Raw genomic sequence first — 16,336 nt, forward strand, 5'->3', positions numbered from 1 at the left:
AGGGGCCAAAAGGGCCACCAGGCTCAGGGTGCGCATATTGAATCCGTTCCATGCCTGCTCCGTCGCGAACTCCTTGGGGTGCTAGATGGCGACAGCCTCCCCGTGCGCGTCGAACGACCTGCCGTTGCGCAGAACGCTCCAGCTGATGCGAGCGAGCTTGTTGGCGAGGGCCGTTGCCAGCTTGTTGCGGTGAAGCCGCGGAGCCGCTTCCTTCAACCAGGTTCCGAAGCTGAACTTCTCCCAGTTATGCGGTCTCATGATGATGACCTTCGCGGCCTGGATGAACAGCATTCTGAGATAGGTGTTGCCCTGTTTGGAGATGCGCCCGAGCACGGTTCTGCCGCCGGTGCTGTATTGCCGCGGGACGAGACCGAGCCAGGCGCCGAAATCGCGGCCTCGGTCGAAGGCTTCACCATCGCCGATCGCGGCGACCAGCGCCGTCGAGATGATCGGCCCGACGCCCGGAATACTCATGAGCCGAGCGCACGCGGCCTGCTCGGCTGCGATCTTCTCGATCTCGGCGGTGATCGTCTCGATCCGCTTGTCGAGCCACAGCCAGTCTTCATAGAGGCCGACGATCAGATCGCTCATGCGAGGCGAGATCTCATCGGCACGGTTCTTCAGGATATCGAAGAGCGAGGCGCGCAGGGCTCGCAAGCCGGGGCGGATGGCGATGCCCTGCTCGATGAGGAAAGCCCGAATCTGGTTGACCGTTGCGGTCCGGCGCGAGACCAGGCGCGACCGGATACGATGATAGGCTTGCAGGTCCAGTTCGTCCTGCGTCTTCTCCCGCACCACCCGCAGGTTCGGTCGCAGCGCGGCCTCCGCGATCGCTTCGGCATCGTTGTAGTCGTTCTTCTGTCCCTTCGCGAAGGGCTTGGCATATTTTGCCGGAATGATGCGGGGTTCGTGGCCGAGCCTGCGCAGTGTTCGGGCGACGAAATGAGCGCTCAGGCACGCCTCCATCCCGACGATGCAGCCTGGGAGGGTCTTGAAGGTCTCCTCCAGCGCCAAGCGCCGGATCTTGCGTCGGAAGGCAAGCTTGCCGTTCCCGTCGAAGCCGACAAGGTGAAAAACGTCTTTGCCAATGTCGATGCCGACAACGGTAAGCTCTGCTTCGGTGTTCGAGGTCGTCCTGTTCATGGGGCTGCTCCGGCTTGGGTAAGGCCACAGCTTACGCGGCGGCGGGAGCAGCCGGTCCATCCCATTAGCTGACACTAGAAATGTCTCCTTCTGGGCACTCCACTGAGGGGGCACCGAGCCGCCGCTTGCGCCCCGTTTCATCGCCGTCTCAGGCATCTTTCGAGGGCGGCATGCCCCCTCACGCCATGGTCAGCGGGACGCCGTCGCCTTGAGCGAGCGCTCGTTCAAGGTGACCATTCGACCACTATGGCCGGTATTGAAACCCGAGCTCTTTAAACCCCGCCTTCGCCTCGTCGAGCGCGTCGGCGTAAATTGCAAAATCGGCGCGCCGAGGAAGTTTGCCAGGGCCCACAAAAACTTTCATCCCACTTTCCAGGAAATATCCGATGTTCGCATTACAAGGCCGGCGTGCGCGGTAGACCACAGCAATGTGAAGCAACTCCGGCAAACGTCAGTTCAGGTTTGCAATTGGCCGGGCTATCTCCCACTCACCGATGCGGTCAATTCAATCGCCTGAAGCTCCGGAGGATCACAAATGTCCCTCACTCGACGTAATCTTGGACTTGCAGCTGTGGCTCTCGCCAGCTTGGCGTCCGCAAGTTCTGCCGTCGCCTTCTCCGCCAAGGCGCCCTTCGACGTGAAGGCATTCGAGGCTGCGCAGGCAGCCGGTGAGTCGATCCTGGTCGAGATAAGCGCGCCTTGGTGCCCTACCTGTAAGGCGCAGAAGCCCATTATTTTGAGCCTGGGCAGCAAGCCCGAATTCGCCACGCTTACGGTCTTCGAGGTCGACTTCGACAGCCAGAAGGACGTCGTGCGCATGCTCAAGTCGACGATGCAAAGCACGCTAATCATCTACAAGGGCAAGCAGGAAGTCGGGCGTTCGGTTGGCGACACCAACGCCGCCTCGATCGAGGCGCTCCTGAAAAAGGGTGTCTGAGCGATCATGGGCACTGCCGCGCTCGCGCTGCTGGCTGGCTTACTCTCGACGCTGTCGCCCTGCGTTCTACCGCTCTTGCCGATCGTGCTCGGCACGGCGGTTTCGCAGCATAGGTTTGGGCCGGTAGCGCTCGCTGCCGGCCTGGCCTTGTCCTTTGTCACCATCGGTTTGTTCGTCGCCACGATTGGCTTCTCGATCGGGCTCGACGGCGGCTTATTCCGGCTTGCGGCCGCGATCGTGTTGATGCTGATCGGCCTCGTGCTGGTGACGCCCAGGCTGCAGGCGCAGGTCGCGCTCGCGGCCGGCCCGGTCGGCAACTGGGCCGAACAGCGCTTTGGCGGAATATCCGGCTCCGGCTTGTCCGGCCAGTTCGCCGTCGGGCTCCTGCTTGGCGCGGTCTGGGCTCCTTGCGTTGGCCCGACGCTTGGCGCAGCTTCGGTGCTAGCAGCGCAGGGCGAGAATCTGGGGCAGGTCGCGCTGACAATGGTGGTGTTCGGCATCGGCGCGGCACTGCCGCTTCTGTTGCTCGGCTTTCTCTCGCGCGAAGCGATACTGCGCTGGCGAGGTAGGATGCTGAGCGCTGGACAGGGCTCCAAGATCGTGATGGGCGCTGTCCTGATCGCCACCGGTCTCCTGATTGTGACGGGCTTCGACAAAATCGTAGAGGCCTATCTGGTCGAAAACTCGCCGGCTTGGCTGACCAACCTCACCACCCGCATCTGAATTCGCCTCTCTCCGAGCGAAAATTCATGACGATCTCGTCACGCTGTTTCCGCGCCAGCCCGTGCCGGCGCGCGGCGAGATTATTGAGTTGTCGATTTCGTCAGCTTGAGCCGTAAACGAGGATGACCATCGTGGCCTTCTGCTGGCTTCATGGAACGCCCAAGCTCGGTGTCCACGATACCGGCGGCAGGCCAAGTTTAATTAAACGCTGAGCCCGAAGCCCGAAGATATTTCGGCTGCCAGCCGAGCGCGTGGGCGAAATCTGGGCATTCAGCGCGGCCCTGAGAACCGCTCGACGACAGCTCTCAAGCTCAAGCCTTGGACGACGATCGTGAAGATAACGGCCGCGTAGGTCGCGGCAAGCAGGATCGGCTTCTCGGCAACGGTAGGAAGCGACAGCGCCAACGCGATCGAGATGCCGCCGCGCAAGCCGCCCCAGGTCAGAATGGGGATCGTTCCCTTTACGAATTCAGTGCGCGAGCTTAGCGCCATGACCGGGATTGATACGGCCAGGAAACGCGCCAGCAGCACGAGCGGAATGACGCAGAGCGCGGGCCAGAGGAATATCCGGTCAAAGCTGAGGACCAGGACCTCCAGGCCGATCAGCAGGAAGAGGACCGAATTCAGGACCTCGTCGATCAGGGTCCAGAACGCAAAGAGATAGCGCTGCGTCTCGTCGCTCATCGCATCGCGTGGGCCTTGGTTGCCGATCAGGATGCCGGCGACCACGACGGCGATCTGCCCGCTCATGTGAAGCTTCGATGCCAGGGCGTACGTGCCCATCACCAGCGCCAGCGAGATCAGAGTCTCGATCGGGTAGTCGTCGATCGCGCGCGTGGCGCGATAGGCGACATAGCCCGTGATGAGGCCTAGGATGGCGCCGCCGAGCGCCTCGAAGACGAATAGATGCGCGACCTGCGTGACCTCGACGGCACCGTTGCTCGCACCTGCCGCGATCGCGACGATCACCGTGAAGATCACGACACCGACGCCATCGTTGAAGAGCGATTCTCCGGCCATATCGGCTTCGAGCGTCTTGGGAACGCTGACCGATTTGAGCGTGCTCAGGACCGCGACCGGGTCGGTCGGACTGATCAGGGCGCCAAAGACCAGCGACCAGGCGAGAGGAACCGGTGCTCCAAGGAGAGCCGACAGCCACCAGAAGCCGACGCCGACGACGCCTGTCGAGATCACCACGCCGACGGTTGCCATCAAACCGACGGCCCAGGCCCGGCTTTTGAGAATGGCGAGATTGACGTGGAGCGCGCCGGCAAACAGCAGAAATGCCAGCATCCCGTTGAGGACCGCCTCCTGGAAATCGATCTGCCGAAGCAGGCGCCGCAAATCATCGTAAAGCGAGATATTCGGCAAGGCGACCTCGAGCCCGATGAGGATCAACGACGAAGCCAGCCCCAACACAAGCAGGCCGATGGCGTGCGGAAGTCCGATGAAGACGTGGTTCAGCCAGCCGAAGATGGCGGTCAGGACGATCAGGATGGCAATGAGGTCGAAAGCGGAGAGCATTGCTGATCCTGGAAGCGCGGGAGGGCGGCACGCAGCGTCACGATAAGGGCTCCATCTCAACGCTCATCGTCGATCGGGCGAGACACCGCAACTGATGCGATGGGCCCGCGTTATATCAATCGGCTTCTCTGACTAGCCTGAGACCAAGAAAGTACTCCGTATGACCTCGGCACCGCTATGACGTCGCGATGGCTTTGGCTTGCGTCTCAACTGACCCGGCGGATGTGGTTTCGCGCCACGCTTTTCTCGATCCTGGCAGTTGCCACGGCGCTCGTGGCGATCGTGCTGGGTCCCTATATCCCCAGCGACCTGCCAACGAAGATCGGCGCCGACGCGGTCGACAACATTCTCGGCATCATCGCCTCGAGCATGCTGGCCGTGACCACTTTCTCGCTCAGCACGATGGTCTCCGCCTATTCGGCTGCGACCAGCAACGTCACGCCGCGCGCGACCCGGCTGGTGATGGAGGACACAACCACGCAGAACGTGCTGGCGACCTTCGTCGGCTCATTTCTCTACAGCCTGGTCGGCATCATCGCGCTCAGCACAGGGGCTTATGGCAGTACCGGTCGCGTCGTGCTGTTCGTCGTCACGGCCGGCGTCATCGTCCTGATCGTTGTGACGCTGCTGCGCTGGATCGATCACCTGTCGCGGCTCGGGCGGGTGACGGAGACCACGGCCCGCGTTGAGAAGGCTGCAACAGATGCCATGCTGATGCGCCACGAAAGCCCGTTCATGGGCGGCCAACCTCTGACCGAGATTCCGAAGGCGGCACGGCCGATCTACGCGTCGCAGATCGGCTATGTTCAGCATCTCGACGTTGGCCAGTTGTCGAAGATCGCAGAACGCGGCGGGGGCACGATTTTTGCCGGTGCCACGCCTGGTGCCTTCGTCAGCCCGACCGAGCCGATCGCCTGGGCGGACGCGCTTGAACAAGACGAGCAGGACAGCGAGATCCGCGCCTGCTTCACGATCGACGACGTCCGTTCATTCGATCAGGACCCACGCTTTGGCGCCTCGGTGCTGGCCGAGATCGCATCGCGCGCCCTGTCGCCTGCCATCAATGATCCCGGCACCGCGATCGACGTCATCGGCCGAGCTGTCCGCATACTCGCGATCTGGGCCAAACCGGGCGACCCGGAGCACGAGACGCTGTTCCCGCGGGTGCATATTCCGGCGATCGCAGTGGCCGACCTGTTCGACGACCTGTTCACGCCGATCGCGCGCGATGGCGCAGGCATCGTCGAAGTCGGGGTCAGGCTGCAAAAGACGCTTAAGATCCTGTCGCGCCTCGGTCCGGCAAACTTCGCCGAGAATGCCGCGCGGCACTCAGTGCTGGCCTTGAAGCGGGCCGAGACTGCTCTGCCCCTTGAGCAGGACATCGCTGTGCTACGCAGTCTTGCGGCAGAGATAGAAGGCGTGAGCTAGGATGGTCCAAAGTCGCCCTTTCCGCGATGACGTGCCGGGGATTCGGCCCAGCCAAGCCGGTAAGATGCTCATTGGCAGGCTTAGATGTTGGCGCGCCGGTGGCGCGGTGAACGACATAGAGATTCATATGTTGACGCACCGACGTCGACGCAGGTGATGATCGTCGTCTAAAAGGAAGAACGAGTTGCCATGCGCCAGCCTAACGCAGTTGATTTCTGGCGCGGCTTTGCTCTGATCACGATATTCATCAATCACGTTCCTGGACTGTTTTACGAGCGGTTCACGCATCGCAACATTTCACTTTCCGATTCCGCTGACCTGTTCGTGTTCCTTGCGGGCTGGGGCTTGCGCTACGCGGTGGGGCGAGCCGATAGCGAAGTACCCCACAAGCAGGTCGTCATGCGTGTCCTAGGCCGGGCGGTGACGCTCTACGCTGCGCAGGCAATGATCGTCCTCGTCGCAATCGCTATGTTGGGCGCGACCGCGCGCGGACTCGACAACCCGCTGATCCTCGAATGGATCAACGCCGCGCCGATCTTCTACAATCCGGCAGACGCCCATCTCGGGCTGGCGATGTTGAGTCTGCAACTAGGCTATTTTGACATCCTGCCCCTGTATATTGTGCTGATGATGATGGCGCCGGCGATGGTGCTGGTTCACCGGTCGGCACCCAACTGGCTGCTACCAATCTCGCTCGCGCTCTACCTGCTCGCGATCGTTCTGCGGATCAATCTGCCAACATGGCCGACCCGAGGCCAGTGGTTCTTCAACCCGTTATGCTGGCAGCTCGTTTTCGTGCTCGGCTTTACCCTGGCCCGGGAGCGTGGCCCAGGTCGGATCGTCCGTGAACATCTCCACCTTATTCGACTTCTGGCGTTGCCGATCATCCTGGGGTGCGGCGTCATGATGTGGTTCAGTTTGTGGCCCGACCCGACCAAGGTGCCATCCCCACGGCTGCTTTTCCTGGTAAGCAAAACCTACGTGACGCCGTTGCGTCTGATCCAGTTCCTGGCGCTGGTTGCGCTCTTCTCAGCCGTCTATCCATTTATTGTGCGACACACAGGCCGTGTGGTCGGGGGCCTCGCACTCCTAGGCCGGAACTCACTACATGTTTTCTGCGTCGGATCATTGCTGAGCCTGTTGGCCCAGATCGTGCGCGTATCGGTGGGAGCGAGCATCCTGCTCGACACGGTCATCATGCTTGTTGGTATATCGCTACTGGGATTTACTGCATGGTTGTCGGAATGGCGCGATCGCTTGGGGGGTAAACCAGCATGAAGGGCTCGCTCGCGCTCTGGATCGCCGCCATGGCCTGGATGTGCAGCACGGCCGTGGCGCAAACGGTTCCGCCCATGCCGCAAAACGAGGCCGCGCCAGGCTGCATGACCGGCACCGGCGTTGCAACAACCGAAATCCGATTGCCGCAGATCGGCAACGCCCTGGCCAACAAGCGCAAGATCACCATTCTCACGATCGGAGCCTCGGCCGCCAGCCGTACGCCGTCGAGAGACTATTACGACATCATCGAGCGCTATCTTGAACGGGCGTTCAAGGGCCTGAACGTCGAAATCCTCGACCGGGGCGTCTCGGGTGAATTAGTCCGCGATGCGGCAGAGCGGATCAAGCTCGAGGTTGCGCTGGACAGTGTCGACCTTGTCCTCTGGCAAGTCGGCACATTCGATGCTCTTGCGCGGGTCGCGCCGGAGGAGATCGCGCAGACCCTTGCGGAGACGGCAAAATGGCTTCGGGCCCACAAAATCGATCTGGTTTTTGTCGGCCTACACTATGTTCGCAGCCTGGAGACCGACGCGATCTACCAAGCCATTAGAGAAGCCGTACGGCGGGTCGCCGTTGAGCAGGGCGTTCTGCGAATTGGACGCTATGAAGCCGGAGAGGCGCTCGCCAAGGCACGATCGGGGGCATCCGTCGACGACTTCGACGCCACCAGTTCCGGATATGCCTGCATGGCTGAAGCGGTTGCCAATGCGCTTGCCGCAGGCCTTTTTGGTAAGATGCCCCTTGACCAACTCAGGTGAAGTGTCCCGCCGGCAGCGAGGATCGTCGTGATCTAACCAAGAGCAACATGCCGACGCCTAAATATCATGCATTTCTCCTCTGTCGTTGTGTGCGAAGGACCAGATAGCCGGTCATGCCTGCTAGCAAGGATCCGACGAGGATTCCGTATTTCACGCGATCCTGCATGGACGGGTCATCAAAGGCGAGCAGGCCAATAAAAAGGCTCATCGTGAAGCCAATGCCGCATAGCAGCGAGACACCCAGCATCTGAGGCCATGTCGCGTGCGCGGGGAGGTCTGCCCATCCTGCCCTCACAAGCAGTGTCACCGCGCCGAAGACGCCGAACAGTTTGCCAAAAAGAAGGCCGGCGGCCACGCCCACCGCAAGCGTGTCGCCGAGCACCGCAGGTGTCAGACCAATAAAAGAGACGCCCGCATTAGCGAACCCAAAAATCGGGACGATGACGAAAGCCACGGGGACGTGGAGCGCATGCTCAAGGCGGTGCAGCGGCGAGATGTCTAGAGCCGCTTCGGGCTTGGCGGGCGTCGGCACGATTGGAATCATCAGGGCGAGCACGACGCCTGCGATGGTGGCGTGGATACCGGACAGTAATACCAACACCCACAACACGACGCCGAATGCGAGGTAGAGTGGCAGCCGGTCGTAACCGAAGGTGTTCAGCGCCCTCAGGATTCCAAATACGAACAGTGCGCCGAGGAGTGCGTAGACGTTCAATTGAGCCGTATAGAAGATGGCGATGATGATGACGGCGCCGAGGTCGTCTATGATGGCCAGAGCCGCCAGAAAGACCTTGAGGGACGTCGGCACTCGAGATCCAAGTAGGGATAGCACGCCCAAGGCAAATGCGATGTCCGTTGCCGCAGGAATGGCCCAGCCGCGTAGCGCTGAAGGGTCGGCACGATTGAAGGCGACGTAGATGATACCAGGAACGATCATGCCGCCCAGCGCAGCGACACCGGGAAGTGTTCTGCGGCTCCACGTCGAAAGTTGGCCGTCGACGACCTCGCGCTTGATCTCGAGCCCCACGAGCAGGAAGAAGACTGCCATCAGGGCATCGTTGATCCAATGGAGCAAGCTAAGAGGGCCGATATAGGCCTTGAGCGCGGAGAAGTAGGTCGGTGCTAACGGCGAATTCGCAACGACTAGCGCCAACAGCGCCGCGCCCATGAGGACCAGGCCGCCGGCCGCCTCATTGCGCAGGAATTCGCGAAATGTTGAAAAGGACCGGGTCATAGGCGCAGGTTTCCCGCGCTGGCGGCCCGACCTACGCTCGTCCTGCCCGCTCAACGATTGGAGCGGAACACCCTGCCGGCTCTATCGCATCGATGGCATTCTTGGGCAACTGGGCAGCTAGCCGCATCCACCGTCCGGTATATGGAACGCGCCCAAGGTCAGGAAGTGGCGCCTTTCACCCGGGAGCGGGGAGGGCGGTTCTGCCCATAGCCGACGAAGGCACACGGTTACGATTGAACCAGTAGAAAAAGCGTGCCCGATAACCGCGAAGCGTCTGTCCTATAGATTGACCAAGCACATGTGCCCGATGCTTCACCGCGCGCTTTTTGATATTCGTCAGCTACCCTACTTAGGCTGGCCACTGACACCACCGGTCAACCCGTCGAGCCAGGTATCGCTTTCCGCGAATTGCCGTCCGGCTGCCACGGTTTTCCAGAAGGTCACGTCGGCCCAGTGAACGATAGTGTTCTCTAGGCTTCGCTCAAGCAGCTCGCCCTCTGCCGAATGTGCCGCGGCGATATGGGCGACCTGCTCCGGCAGGTCCATGGCAAAGCAGATGAAGACGCCATAGCCGGGGTGGCGGATCGAGGGGAAGCCGGTGGCGTAGGGATTAGCCTTCCAGCGCTGCACATTGTCTGGTTGGAACTCCCAAACCTTGCCGATGTCGTGGCAGAGAGCGCCCGCGATTAGGATATTGCGGTCATAGCGGAAGTTCGGAAACAGCGCGGCCATTTCCTCGGCGGTCTTCACCGCCAAGCGGCAGACCGAGCGCATATGGTCGCATTGAGTGCCGGTCAGCAGTGGGTTGGAGTCGTAGTTGCCGGAGGGCTTCATCTCGCCGATCTGCGTAAAGCCGTGGGCTTCGAGCGCCGCCACCCAGGCGTCGATCACCTTATCGCGCAGATCGCCATCCTCGATCCAGTCGATCTCGGGCATCTCGGCGACGCGAGCGGCGCGCTTGGCCTGGGTGATCTCGATGGTCTTGCCACGCAGCGTGACGGTTCGGGGATAGGTCACGGTCTTCTCCAGGTGGTCGGGTCTTGGATGGTGCTCACTGCGCGCCGATCAGGCGCGGCAGCCACATGACGATGCCGGGCGCGGCGATGATCAGCACGATCATGACGAGCAGGCTGGCGATGAAGGGCAGGACGCCGAGGATCACGTCGCTGATGACGCCGCGTCCCCTGACGCCCTGCACGACATAAAGATTGACGCCGACCGGCGGCGTGATCATCGCGGTCTCGCAAAGCAGGACCACCATGATGCCGAACCAGACCGGGTCGAAGCCGGCCTGGATGACGACCGGCACGATGATCGGGATCGTCACGATCATCATCGGCAGCGGCTCCATGAAGCAGCCGAGGACCAGATAAAAGACGATGATCGCGACCAGCGTCCCCATTGGCCCGAGCCCGAGGCCGGTGATGAAGCTGTTCAGCGCACCGACGAGACCGATCGCCGACAGGACGAAATTCAGGAAGAAGGCCGAGGCGACGATCAGCATGATCATCGCCGAGGTCCGCATGGTGCCGTCCAGCGCTTCGAGTATCATCCTAACGGAAAGCTTGCGGTTGAACGCCGCGAGCCCGATCGCCACGACGACGCCGAGCGCGGCCGATTCCGTCGGCGTCGCGAAGCCCGCATAGATGCTGCCGATTACGATCAGGAAGATGATGCCGGGCGGGACAAGGCCGCCGAGGCTCTCGACGCGCTGCTTCCACGAGGTCTCGATCGTGCGGCCGCGCCATTGCGGCCGGATCAGGCAGCAGATCACGATCGTCGCCATGAAGATCAGCCCGAGCACGATGCCGGGCACAAAGCCGGCGAGATAGAGCTGCGGCACCGAGGTCTGCGTCAGCCAGCCATAGATTATCAGGTTGATCGAGGGCGGGATCAGGATACCGAGCGTCCCCCCCGCGGCGACCGAGCCGAGGAAGAGCCGCTCGCCATAGCCGTAGGTCTTGATGACGGGCGTCGCGACGGTCCCGATCGTCGCCGCGGTCGCAACGCTCGAACCCGATGTCGCGGCAAACACCATCGAGGCGCCGATATTAGCATGCATCAGCCCGCCCGGCAGCCAGGCGAGCCAGTGGCTCATCGAGCTGTAGAGTCGGTCGGCCATGCCCGAGCGCAGCAGGATCTCGCCGAGCAGCACGAAGAGCGGCACGCTGACTAGGATCGCATTGGTCGAGGCCGACCAGATCACCTCGCCCATAGCGAGATAGATCGGCATCGGCGAGAAAGCCGCTCCTAGCGATAGTGCGAGCAGCAGCAGCGCCGCGCCGACAGGGATGCTGAGTCCGAGCAGGAGGATGAGGAGGCCAAGCGAGCTCGGGACCATGGCGGCTTACCTCGGGATCACGGGCTGTGCATCCACGGCCTCGAGCGCTTCGTCGATCTCGTCGGAGACATCGGGCGTCGTGACGATCGCGGCTGCGGCGGCCTGGTCACCTTGCATGAGGGCGAGCGCGACCAACCCGAGCTGTTCCACGCAGACGAGGGCAAACCAGATCAGCCCGGCGAACCACAGCCCTTGCGGGATCACCAGCAGCGTGCCGAGCGAGGTGTTTTCGCGGGCGCCCAGGGCCCAAGAGGTATCGACGGTGTCCCAAGCGAACCAGGCAAGGATCATGGCGACGCCCCCGAGCGAGCCGAGCGCCAGCACATCGAGGCAAAACCGGATGGTCGGCGGCGTCCAGTTCCGGATCACGTCGATCCGCACATGCGCGCGGTTCAGCAGCGCATAGCTGAACGACCAGCTTGCCGAGATGGCGAGGGCATAGCTCGACAATTCGGTGCCGACGCTGAACGGAATGTGGATCACCTTGCGCGCAAGGATCTCAATGGTGATGACCACGGCGGAGCCGACGAGCATCAGGCCGCCGAGGCGAGCCATCCAGAGCGAGATGGCCGCGACGATCGCGTGAAATCTTTTCATGAAGAAGCGCCTCGCTTGAACCGCGGGTCTACTGCGCGCTCGCCTCGACCCCGGCCACCTTGCCCACGGTCGCATTCCACTCCGCGACGCATTCCGGGCCGCAGCGCTTGGCCCAGTCCGGCAGCACGCGCTCGCGCAGTATCTTCTGCGCAACCGCCTTGTCGGCATCGGAGACGGTGACGAACTTCATCTTGGGGTTGGCCTCGATGCCGTCCTTGCAGGGCCCGGAGCCGGTGTTGCAGTTGACGCCGTCCTGGATGTCGCTGCCGGCCTGCGCCCACATGCGGCCTTCCATCTCGGCGAATTGCTGTTCGAGGAAGGTCCGTGTCTTCTCGTCGAGCTTCTTCCAGCTATTCAAATTGGCGCCGAAGAAGGTCATCGACCAGCCCATCGGCAGTGCATAGAGGTGGTCGCTCACCTCCCACCAGCGTGCCGTGTTCCCAGCTGAGGTGCCAGTCACCGCGCACTGCGCGACGCCGCGCTGCATCGCGGGAATGACCTCCGCGAAAGGCACGTTGACGGAGGAGCCGCCGGCGCCCTCGACCATCTGCGACATCGCGCGGTTGAAGGTGCGGACAGCCTTGCCGCGCAGGGAGTCGAGGCCGAGGATCTCGCCCTTGCAATAGAACATCTGCGCCGCGACCGGGCTCATGCTCAGGAGCTTGGTGTTGTATTTCGTCTCCAGCGCCTTCGCGAGCGCGGGCCGGAACGCGTCGGCCGCCTTGCGCTGCGTGGCGATGTCGACGGTGACGCCGGGCAGGTCGAGGCCGTCGAAGCGCGAATCCTCGCCGGCCATGTAGCTCATCGTCGCCTCGGAGATGTCGAACACGCCTTGGCGAAGCAGCCGCAGCACTTCAGGCCCGCGCAGGCCGAGTTCCTCGAGCGATCCGAAGGTCGTGGTAATCGCGCCGTTGGTCTTGGCCGCGAGCATTTCGGTGAAGAACGGCTTGTAGATCTTCTGAAACAGGTTCTGCGTCTGGTTGCCGCCAGACACTTTGAGATTGAGCTTTGGGAAGTCCTGCGCCTGGGCACCCAGGGCGGATATTCCAAAGGCGGCCAGAAAGGCCATGACCCGAACAGGTCGCTGCATCGCACTCTCCCCTTGGTAAGGCCGTTTATCCGACTTCTCACAAACAGCGTAAGCCGCATTGCAATCGCAAATCCAATTGGATTATCTCGCCTAGCAACATTGGAAATTTCAATGCGCCCGACGATCGCGGAGCTGGAGGCATTCGTCTGGACGGCACGCCTCGGCTCGGTGCAGGCGGCTGCCCGGCATCTTTTCCTCGCGCAGCCGACTGTCTCGCTTCGGCTGAAATCCCTGCAGGACGAACTCGGGGTCAGGATCTTCGACCGCTCCGGCGCGGCACTCAGGCTGAGCCCGGACGGCGACCGGCTTTTTGCCCATGCCATCGCGATCATCGAGGAACTCGGCCGGATGCGCGAGCGCGCCGGCTCGACCGGGTCGCTCCACGGCACGGTGAAGGTTGGCCTGCCCGAAACCTTCGCGGTCGCCTGCCTGCCGCTGATCCTAAAGGATCTCGCGGCGCGCTATCCGTTGCTGCGGCTGGAATTGTCGGTGGCGACGAGCTCGCGTCTGGAAGACGATCTCTGCGCCCATCGGCTCGATCTCGCTTTTCTGGTCCATCCCAGCGACGGGGCGGCCATCCGGCTCGTCCATCTCGGACGGCAGGAAGCGGCCTGGGTCGCGTCCGACAGCCTGGGTCTGGGGCCGATCGTGCGGCCCGCCGATCTGCAGGACTGCCAGATCCTGTCCAATCCGCCGCCCTCGGCGATGCATCGGCAGATCACGGAATGGTTCAGTGCCGCTGACGTGAAACCGCGCCGACTTGATTTCTGCACCGGGCAGATGGTCATCGCCCATCTGGTGCAGGAAGGCGTCGCCGCTGCCTTCCTTCCGGTGAAGCTGATGGAACCCGCGCTGAGCACAGGACGGGTCGTGAAGCTTCATTCGGTGCCCGATTTCCAGCATGCCTCGCTCTGCGCCGGCCATCGCGTCGGCGGTGCGACGGCGGAAATCGAAGTGGTGATCGCGGCAGCGCAGCGCGTCCTCGATCAGGTCCCGTTCCTGCTGCCTGCGGCGGAAGGTCCAACCCTTACGCGCCCGCCGAGGCAACCGCCCCGTCGAACGGGATCGGCGCGTCGACCTTGAGATAGTCGATCGCATCGAGCGCCTTCTGGATCGATTTCAGCATCGCGCTCACCGGCGCCGTCAGCCCGCCCTCCGGATAGCTGGCATAGACCCGGCCATGATTGAGCTCCGGCACGGGCTTCAGCACCTTGACCAGCCCCGACGCGACGTCGGCCTCCATCATCCGTGCCGGAAGCACACCGAGCGCGACGCCAGACGAGACGAGATGGCCGATCACCGCGACGCTGTTGCAGAGATCATGGCGCAGCGGTTCGAGTCCGGCGGTCGCGAACCAGTCCTTGATTTGCCGGAACATCGCCGATCGCGGCTGATTGCTGACGATCGGCAGGTGATAGAGATCCGCCGGGCGAACCTCCGGCCCAAGCCCCCATTTCACCGAGGCGACCCAGGCCGTGTCCTGCACACCGAGCGGCACGAGCCTCATGCCGGGCCGTCCGATTGGATTGACCAGCACGGCAAGGTCGAGATGCCGCTCGTTGAGTTCGCGCTCCAGTTCATAGCTGATCGAGACGACATACTCGGCCTTCAGCAGGGGATAACTCGCTCGCACGGTCTCCAGCAGCGCCGGCAGGCAGGTCATCGCGAAGCCCTCGGCGAAGCCGACGCGGATGTTGCCGGTCACGATAGCCGGATCGGTCTGGAGCATGATCCGGTCCGCTTCCTCCAGCAGCGCAGCGGCGCGCGGCAGCAGGGCGAGCCCCTCCGCTGTCGGCGCGAGGCCTCGCCCCTTCCGCTGGAACAGCTCGACATTCAGCGCCTGTTCGAGATCGCGCAGGCGCAGTGAGATCGTCGGTTGAGACATGTGAAGATGGCCGGCGGCGCGGCTCAGCGAACCGAGCCGCGCAGTCCAGAAGAAGGCCTCAAGCTGCGCGATCGTAAATCTCATACCCATACGATGCTCATATTAGGATACCTGATGAATACCCCTGCAGATAAACCAATTGGATTAGCGTTTGCAAAGCTGATCTACGATGGCGTCCCTGCCGCAACCCTTAGTGTCCATGCTGTCCGCGCCTCCCAAAATTACCCGCATTGAGGGCTTCGAACTCACGGCGAAGTTGAGAGAGACCGTCGGCAATTCGCGGCAGATGTTCGACCGCCGTGGCGCGCTGCTGCTCCGCATCACGAGCGAAGCCGGCGCCGTCGGCTGGGGCGAAACCTGGGCCTATCCGGGTGCGGCGGCCGCACTTATCCGCGAGCATTTCGCGCCGGTGCTGATCGGCCGCGACGCAACCACGCCGCGGGCCGGATGGCAGGCGATGGCGGCCAAGCTCGGCTATGACCGGCGCGGCATCTCGACCATGGCGCTCGGCGGCCTCGATGTGGCTTTGTGGGACCTCGCCGGCCAGATCGCCGGGCAGCCGGTCCATGCGCTGCTCGGGGGCAAGTTGCGAGACCGCATTCCGGCCTATGTCAGCGGTCCCTTTATGAAGCCTGCCGGCAATCCCTATCGGGATTTCGAGGCCGATATCGCCGGCTATCTCGACACAGGATTCCGGGCGATCAAACTGCGGATGGGCAGCAATCCGGCACAGGATGGCGCGACGGCGCTCAAGGTCCGTGCCCAGATCGGAGCTGCGATGCCGCTGATGGTCGATCTCAACGAGGGCTTCACGGTCGAGGGCGCGATGGCGATCGCGCGCAGGCTCGCCGAGGTCGATCCGGTCTGGCTCGAGGAGCCGATCGCGCATGACGACTTGCCGGGCTACCGCCGCTTCGCGGCCGCATCGCCGATGCCGCTGGCCGGTGGCGAGGCGCTGTTTGGCCTCCGCGCGTTCCGCGATTATCTGACCGCGGGCGTGTTCGACTTCATCCAGCCCGATCTCGGCCTGTGCGGCGGGCTCTCGGAGGGCATGCGGATTTCGGCGCTGTGCGAGGCGTTCGACGTCGCGCTGGTGCCCCATGTCTGGGGCTCGGTTGTCAACTTCCAGGCCTCGTTGCATTTCGCCGCCTGCCTGCCGGAGCGGCGCGGCCGCCTGCGCTGGCCGCTCTTCGAGTATGATCCTTCGGAAAATCCGCTCCGCACCGCCTTCGCCTGCCATCCGCTCGACGGCGACGGTATGGTTGCCGTTCCCGATGCGCCGGGCCTGGGCCTCGACCTGACGCCCGAAAAGCTCGAACCCTTCATCGCCAACCATTGGACCATCGAATAACCGGCTCGTCGGACTCAACCGCGACCGCATCCCAGAGGAGACGAACC

15 protein-coding genes are annotated in these 16,336 nt (G+C 62.8%); 7 read left to right on the plus strand and 8 right to left on the minus strand.

Annotated elements, in window-relative coordinates:
* Nucleotides 1-81: 81 nt before the first annotated feature.
* On the minus strand, nucleotides 82-1,143 hold the full coding sequence (locus AXW83_RS04080; RefSeq protein WP_066610884.1) for an IS110 family RNA-guided transposase: 1,062 nt from the start codon (nucleotides 1,141-1,143) through the stop codon (nucleotides 82-84).
* A 535-nt stretch (nucleotides 1,144-1,678) separates the two neighbouring features.
* On the opposite strand from AXW83_RS04080, the gene AXW83_RS04085 reads away from it, so the two are divergent.
* Nucleotides 1,679-2,080: a thioredoxin family protein gene (locus tag AXW83_RS04085; protein WP_066610885.1), complete on the plus strand. Its 402-nt coding sequence runs from the start codon at nucleotides 1,679-1,681 to the stop codon at nucleotides 2,078-2,080.
* A 3-nt stretch (nucleotides 2,081-2,083) separates the two neighbouring features.
* Nucleotides 2,084-2,803, plus strand: a complete 720-nt coding sequence (locus AXW83_RS04090; protein WP_066610886.1) for a cytochrome c biogenesis CcdA family protein — start codon at nucleotides 2,084-2,086, stop codon at nucleotides 2,801-2,803.
* Nucleotides 2,804-3,073: 270 nt separating this feature from the next.
* Here AXW83_RS04090 and AXW83_RS04095 read toward each other — a convergent pair whose 3' ends face one another.
* A complete protein-coding gene (locus AXW83_RS04095; RefSeq protein WP_066610888.1) occupies nucleotides 3,074-4,327 on the minus strand; it encodes a cation:proton antiporter in 1,254 nt (417 codons plus the stop codon).
* Between the two features lie 222 nt (nucleotides 4,328-4,549).
* Between AXW83_RS04095 and AXW83_RS04100 the strand changes: the two genes are divergently transcribed.
* The 3 genes from AXW83_RS04100 (at nucleotide 4,550) to AXW83_RS04110 (ending at nucleotide 7,791) form a co-directional block, all read left to right on the plus strand.
* The gene (locus tag AXW83_RS04100; RefSeq protein WP_236841808.1) at nucleotides 4,550-5,755 is read left to right on the plus strand and encodes a DUF2254 domain-containing protein; all 1,206 of its coding nucleotides are present in this window, start codon (nucleotides 4,550-4,552) and stop codon (nucleotides 5,753-5,755) included.
* A 189-nt stretch (nucleotides 5,756-5,944) separates the two neighbouring features.
* Nucleotides 5,945-7,033, plus strand: a complete 1,089-nt coding sequence (locus tag AXW83_RS04105; protein ID WP_066610892.1) for an OpgC family protein — start codon at nucleotides 5,945-5,947, stop codon at nucleotides 7,031-7,033.
* Nucleotides 7,030-7,791 carry an SGNH/GDSL hydrolase family protein gene (locus AXW83_RS04110; RefSeq protein WP_066610893.1) on the plus strand — a complete coding sequence of 254 codons (762 nt, stop codon included), beginning with the start codon at nucleotides 7,030-7,032 and terminating at the stop codon, nucleotides 7,789-7,791. Before AXW83_RS04105 ends, AXW83_RS04110 begins: the two co-directional genes overlap by 4 nt.
* A 64-nt stretch (nucleotides 7,792-7,855) precedes the next feature.
* Here AXW83_RS04110 and nhaA read toward each other — a convergent pair whose 3' ends face one another.
* From nhaA to AXW83_RS04135, 5 genes are all read right to left on the minus strand, one after another.
* Nucleotides 7,856-9,025, minus strand: coding sequence for a Na+/H+ antiporter NhaA (nhaA, locus tag AXW83_RS04115; RefSeq protein WP_066610894.1), 1,170 nt, complete (start codon nucleotides 9,023-9,025; stop codon nucleotides 7,856-7,858).
* Nucleotides 9,026-9,370: 345 nt separating this feature from the next.
* A complete protein-coding gene (locus AXW83_RS04120; RefSeq protein WP_210179638.1) occupies nucleotides 9,371-10,042 on the minus strand; it encodes an HD domain-containing protein in 672 nt (223 codons plus the stop codon).
* Nucleotides 10,043-10,076: 34 nt separating this feature from the next.
* Nucleotides 10,077-11,366 carry a TRAP transporter large permease gene (locus AXW83_RS04125; RefSeq protein WP_066610896.1) on the minus strand — a complete coding sequence of 430 codons (1,290 nt, stop codon included), beginning with the start codon at nucleotides 11,364-11,366 and terminating at the stop codon, nucleotides 10,077-10,079.
* 6 nt (nucleotides 11,367-11,372) lie between these two features.
* The gene (locus AXW83_RS04130) at nucleotides 11,373-11,963 is read right to left on the minus strand and encodes a TRAP transporter small permease subunit (protein ID WP_066610898.1); all 591 of its coding nucleotides are present in this window, start codon (nucleotides 11,961-11,963) and stop codon (nucleotides 11,373-11,375) included.
* Nucleotides 11,964-11,991: 28 nt separating this feature from the next.
* Nucleotides 11,992-13,053 (minus strand): TRAP transporter substrate-binding protein, encoded by a 1,062-nt coding sequence (locus AXW83_RS04135; protein WP_082766931.1) that lies wholly within the window; start codon nucleotides 13,051-13,053, stop codon nucleotides 11,992-11,994.
* A gap of 111 nt (nucleotides 13,054-13,164) precedes the next feature.
* Here AXW83_RS04135 and AXW83_RS04140 point away from each other — a divergent pair, with 111 nt between their 5' ends.
* Entirely contained in the window at nucleotides 13,165-14,136 is a 972-nt protein-coding gene (locus tag AXW83_RS04140) for a LysR family transcriptional regulator (RefSeq protein WP_066610902.1), read from the plus strand.
* On the opposite strand, the gene AXW83_RS04145 is transcribed toward AXW83_RS04140, so the two are convergent.
* Nucleotides 14,081-15,028, minus strand: coding sequence for a LysR family transcriptional regulator (locus AXW83_RS04145; RefSeq protein WP_066610904.1), 948 nt, complete (start codon nucleotides 15,026-15,028; stop codon nucleotides 14,081-14,083). The genes AXW83_RS04140 and AXW83_RS04145 overlap by 56 nt on opposite strands.
* 109 nt (nucleotides 15,029-15,137) lie before the next feature.
* Between AXW83_RS04145 and AXW83_RS04150 the strand changes: the two genes are divergently transcribed.
* Entirely contained in the window at nucleotides 15,138-16,289 is a 1,152-nt protein-coding gene (locus AXW83_RS04150) for a mandelate racemase/muconate lactonizing enzyme family protein (RefSeq protein WP_066610905.1), read from the plus strand.
* Nucleotides 16,290-16,336 lie beyond the last annotated feature (47 nt).

Source organism: Bosea sp. PAMC 26642, from assembly GCF_001562255.1.
GTDB lineage: Bacteria > Pseudomonadota > Alphaproteobacteria > Rhizobiales > Beijerinckiaceae > Allobosea.

What these genes read in the sequence shown, in the direction of transcription:
- AXW83_RS04080 (WP_066610884.1), bottom strand. Translation starts at nt 1,143, where the DNA reads ATGAACAGGACGACCTCGAACACCGAAGCAGAGCTTACCGTTGTCGGC.
- AXW83_RS04105 (WP_066610892.1), top strand. Translation starts at nt 5,945, where the DNA reads ATGCGCCAGCCTAACGCAGTTGATTTCTGGCGCGGCTTTGCTCTGATC.
- AXW83_RS04100 (WP_236841808.1), top strand. Translation starts at nt 4,550, where the DNA reads ATGTGGTTTCGCGCCACGCTTTTCTCGATCCTGGCAGTTGCCACGGCG.
- nhaA (WP_066610894.1), bottom strand. Translation starts at nt 9,025, where the DNA reads ATGACCCGGTCCTTTTCAACATTTCGCGAATTCCTGCGCAATGAGGCG.
- AXW83_RS04110 (WP_066610893.1), top strand. Translation starts at nt 7,030, where the DNA reads ATGAAGGGCTCGCTCGCGCTCTGGATCGCCGCCATGGCCTGGATGTGC.
- AXW83_RS04150 (WP_066610905.1), top strand. Translation starts at nt 15,138, where the DNA reads ATGCTGTCCGCGCCTCCCAAAATTACCCGCATTGAGGGCTTCGAACTC.
- AXW83_RS04145 (WP_066610904.1), bottom strand. Translation starts at nt 15,028, where the DNA reads ATGGGTATGAGATTTACGATCGCGCAGCTTGAGGCCTTCTTCTGGACT.
- AXW83_RS04095 (WP_066610888.1), bottom strand. Translation starts at nt 4,327, where the DNA reads ATGCTCTCCGCTTTCGACCTCATTGCCATCCTGATCGTCCTGACCGCC.
- AXW83_RS04135 (WP_082766931.1), bottom strand. Translation starts at nt 13,053, where the DNA reads ATGCAGCGACCTGTTCGGGTCATGGCCTTTCTGGCCGCCTTTGGAATA.
- AXW83_RS04130 (WP_066610898.1), bottom strand. Translation starts at nt 11,963, where the DNA reads ATGAAAAGATTTCACGCGATCGTCGCGGCCATCTCGCTCTGGATGGCT.
- AXW83_RS04125 (WP_066610896.1), bottom strand. Translation starts at nt 11,366, where the DNA reads ATGGTCCCGAGCTCGCTTGGCCTCCTCATCCTCCTGCTCGGACTCAGC.
- AXW83_RS04140 (WP_066610902.1), top strand. Translation starts at nt 13,165, where the DNA reads ATGCGCCCGACGATCGCGGAGCTGGAGGCATTCGTCTGGACGGCACGC.
- AXW83_RS04085 (WP_066610885.1), top strand. Translation starts at nt 1,679, where the DNA reads ATGTCCCTCACTCGACGTAATCTTGGACTTGCAGCTGTGGCTCTCGCC.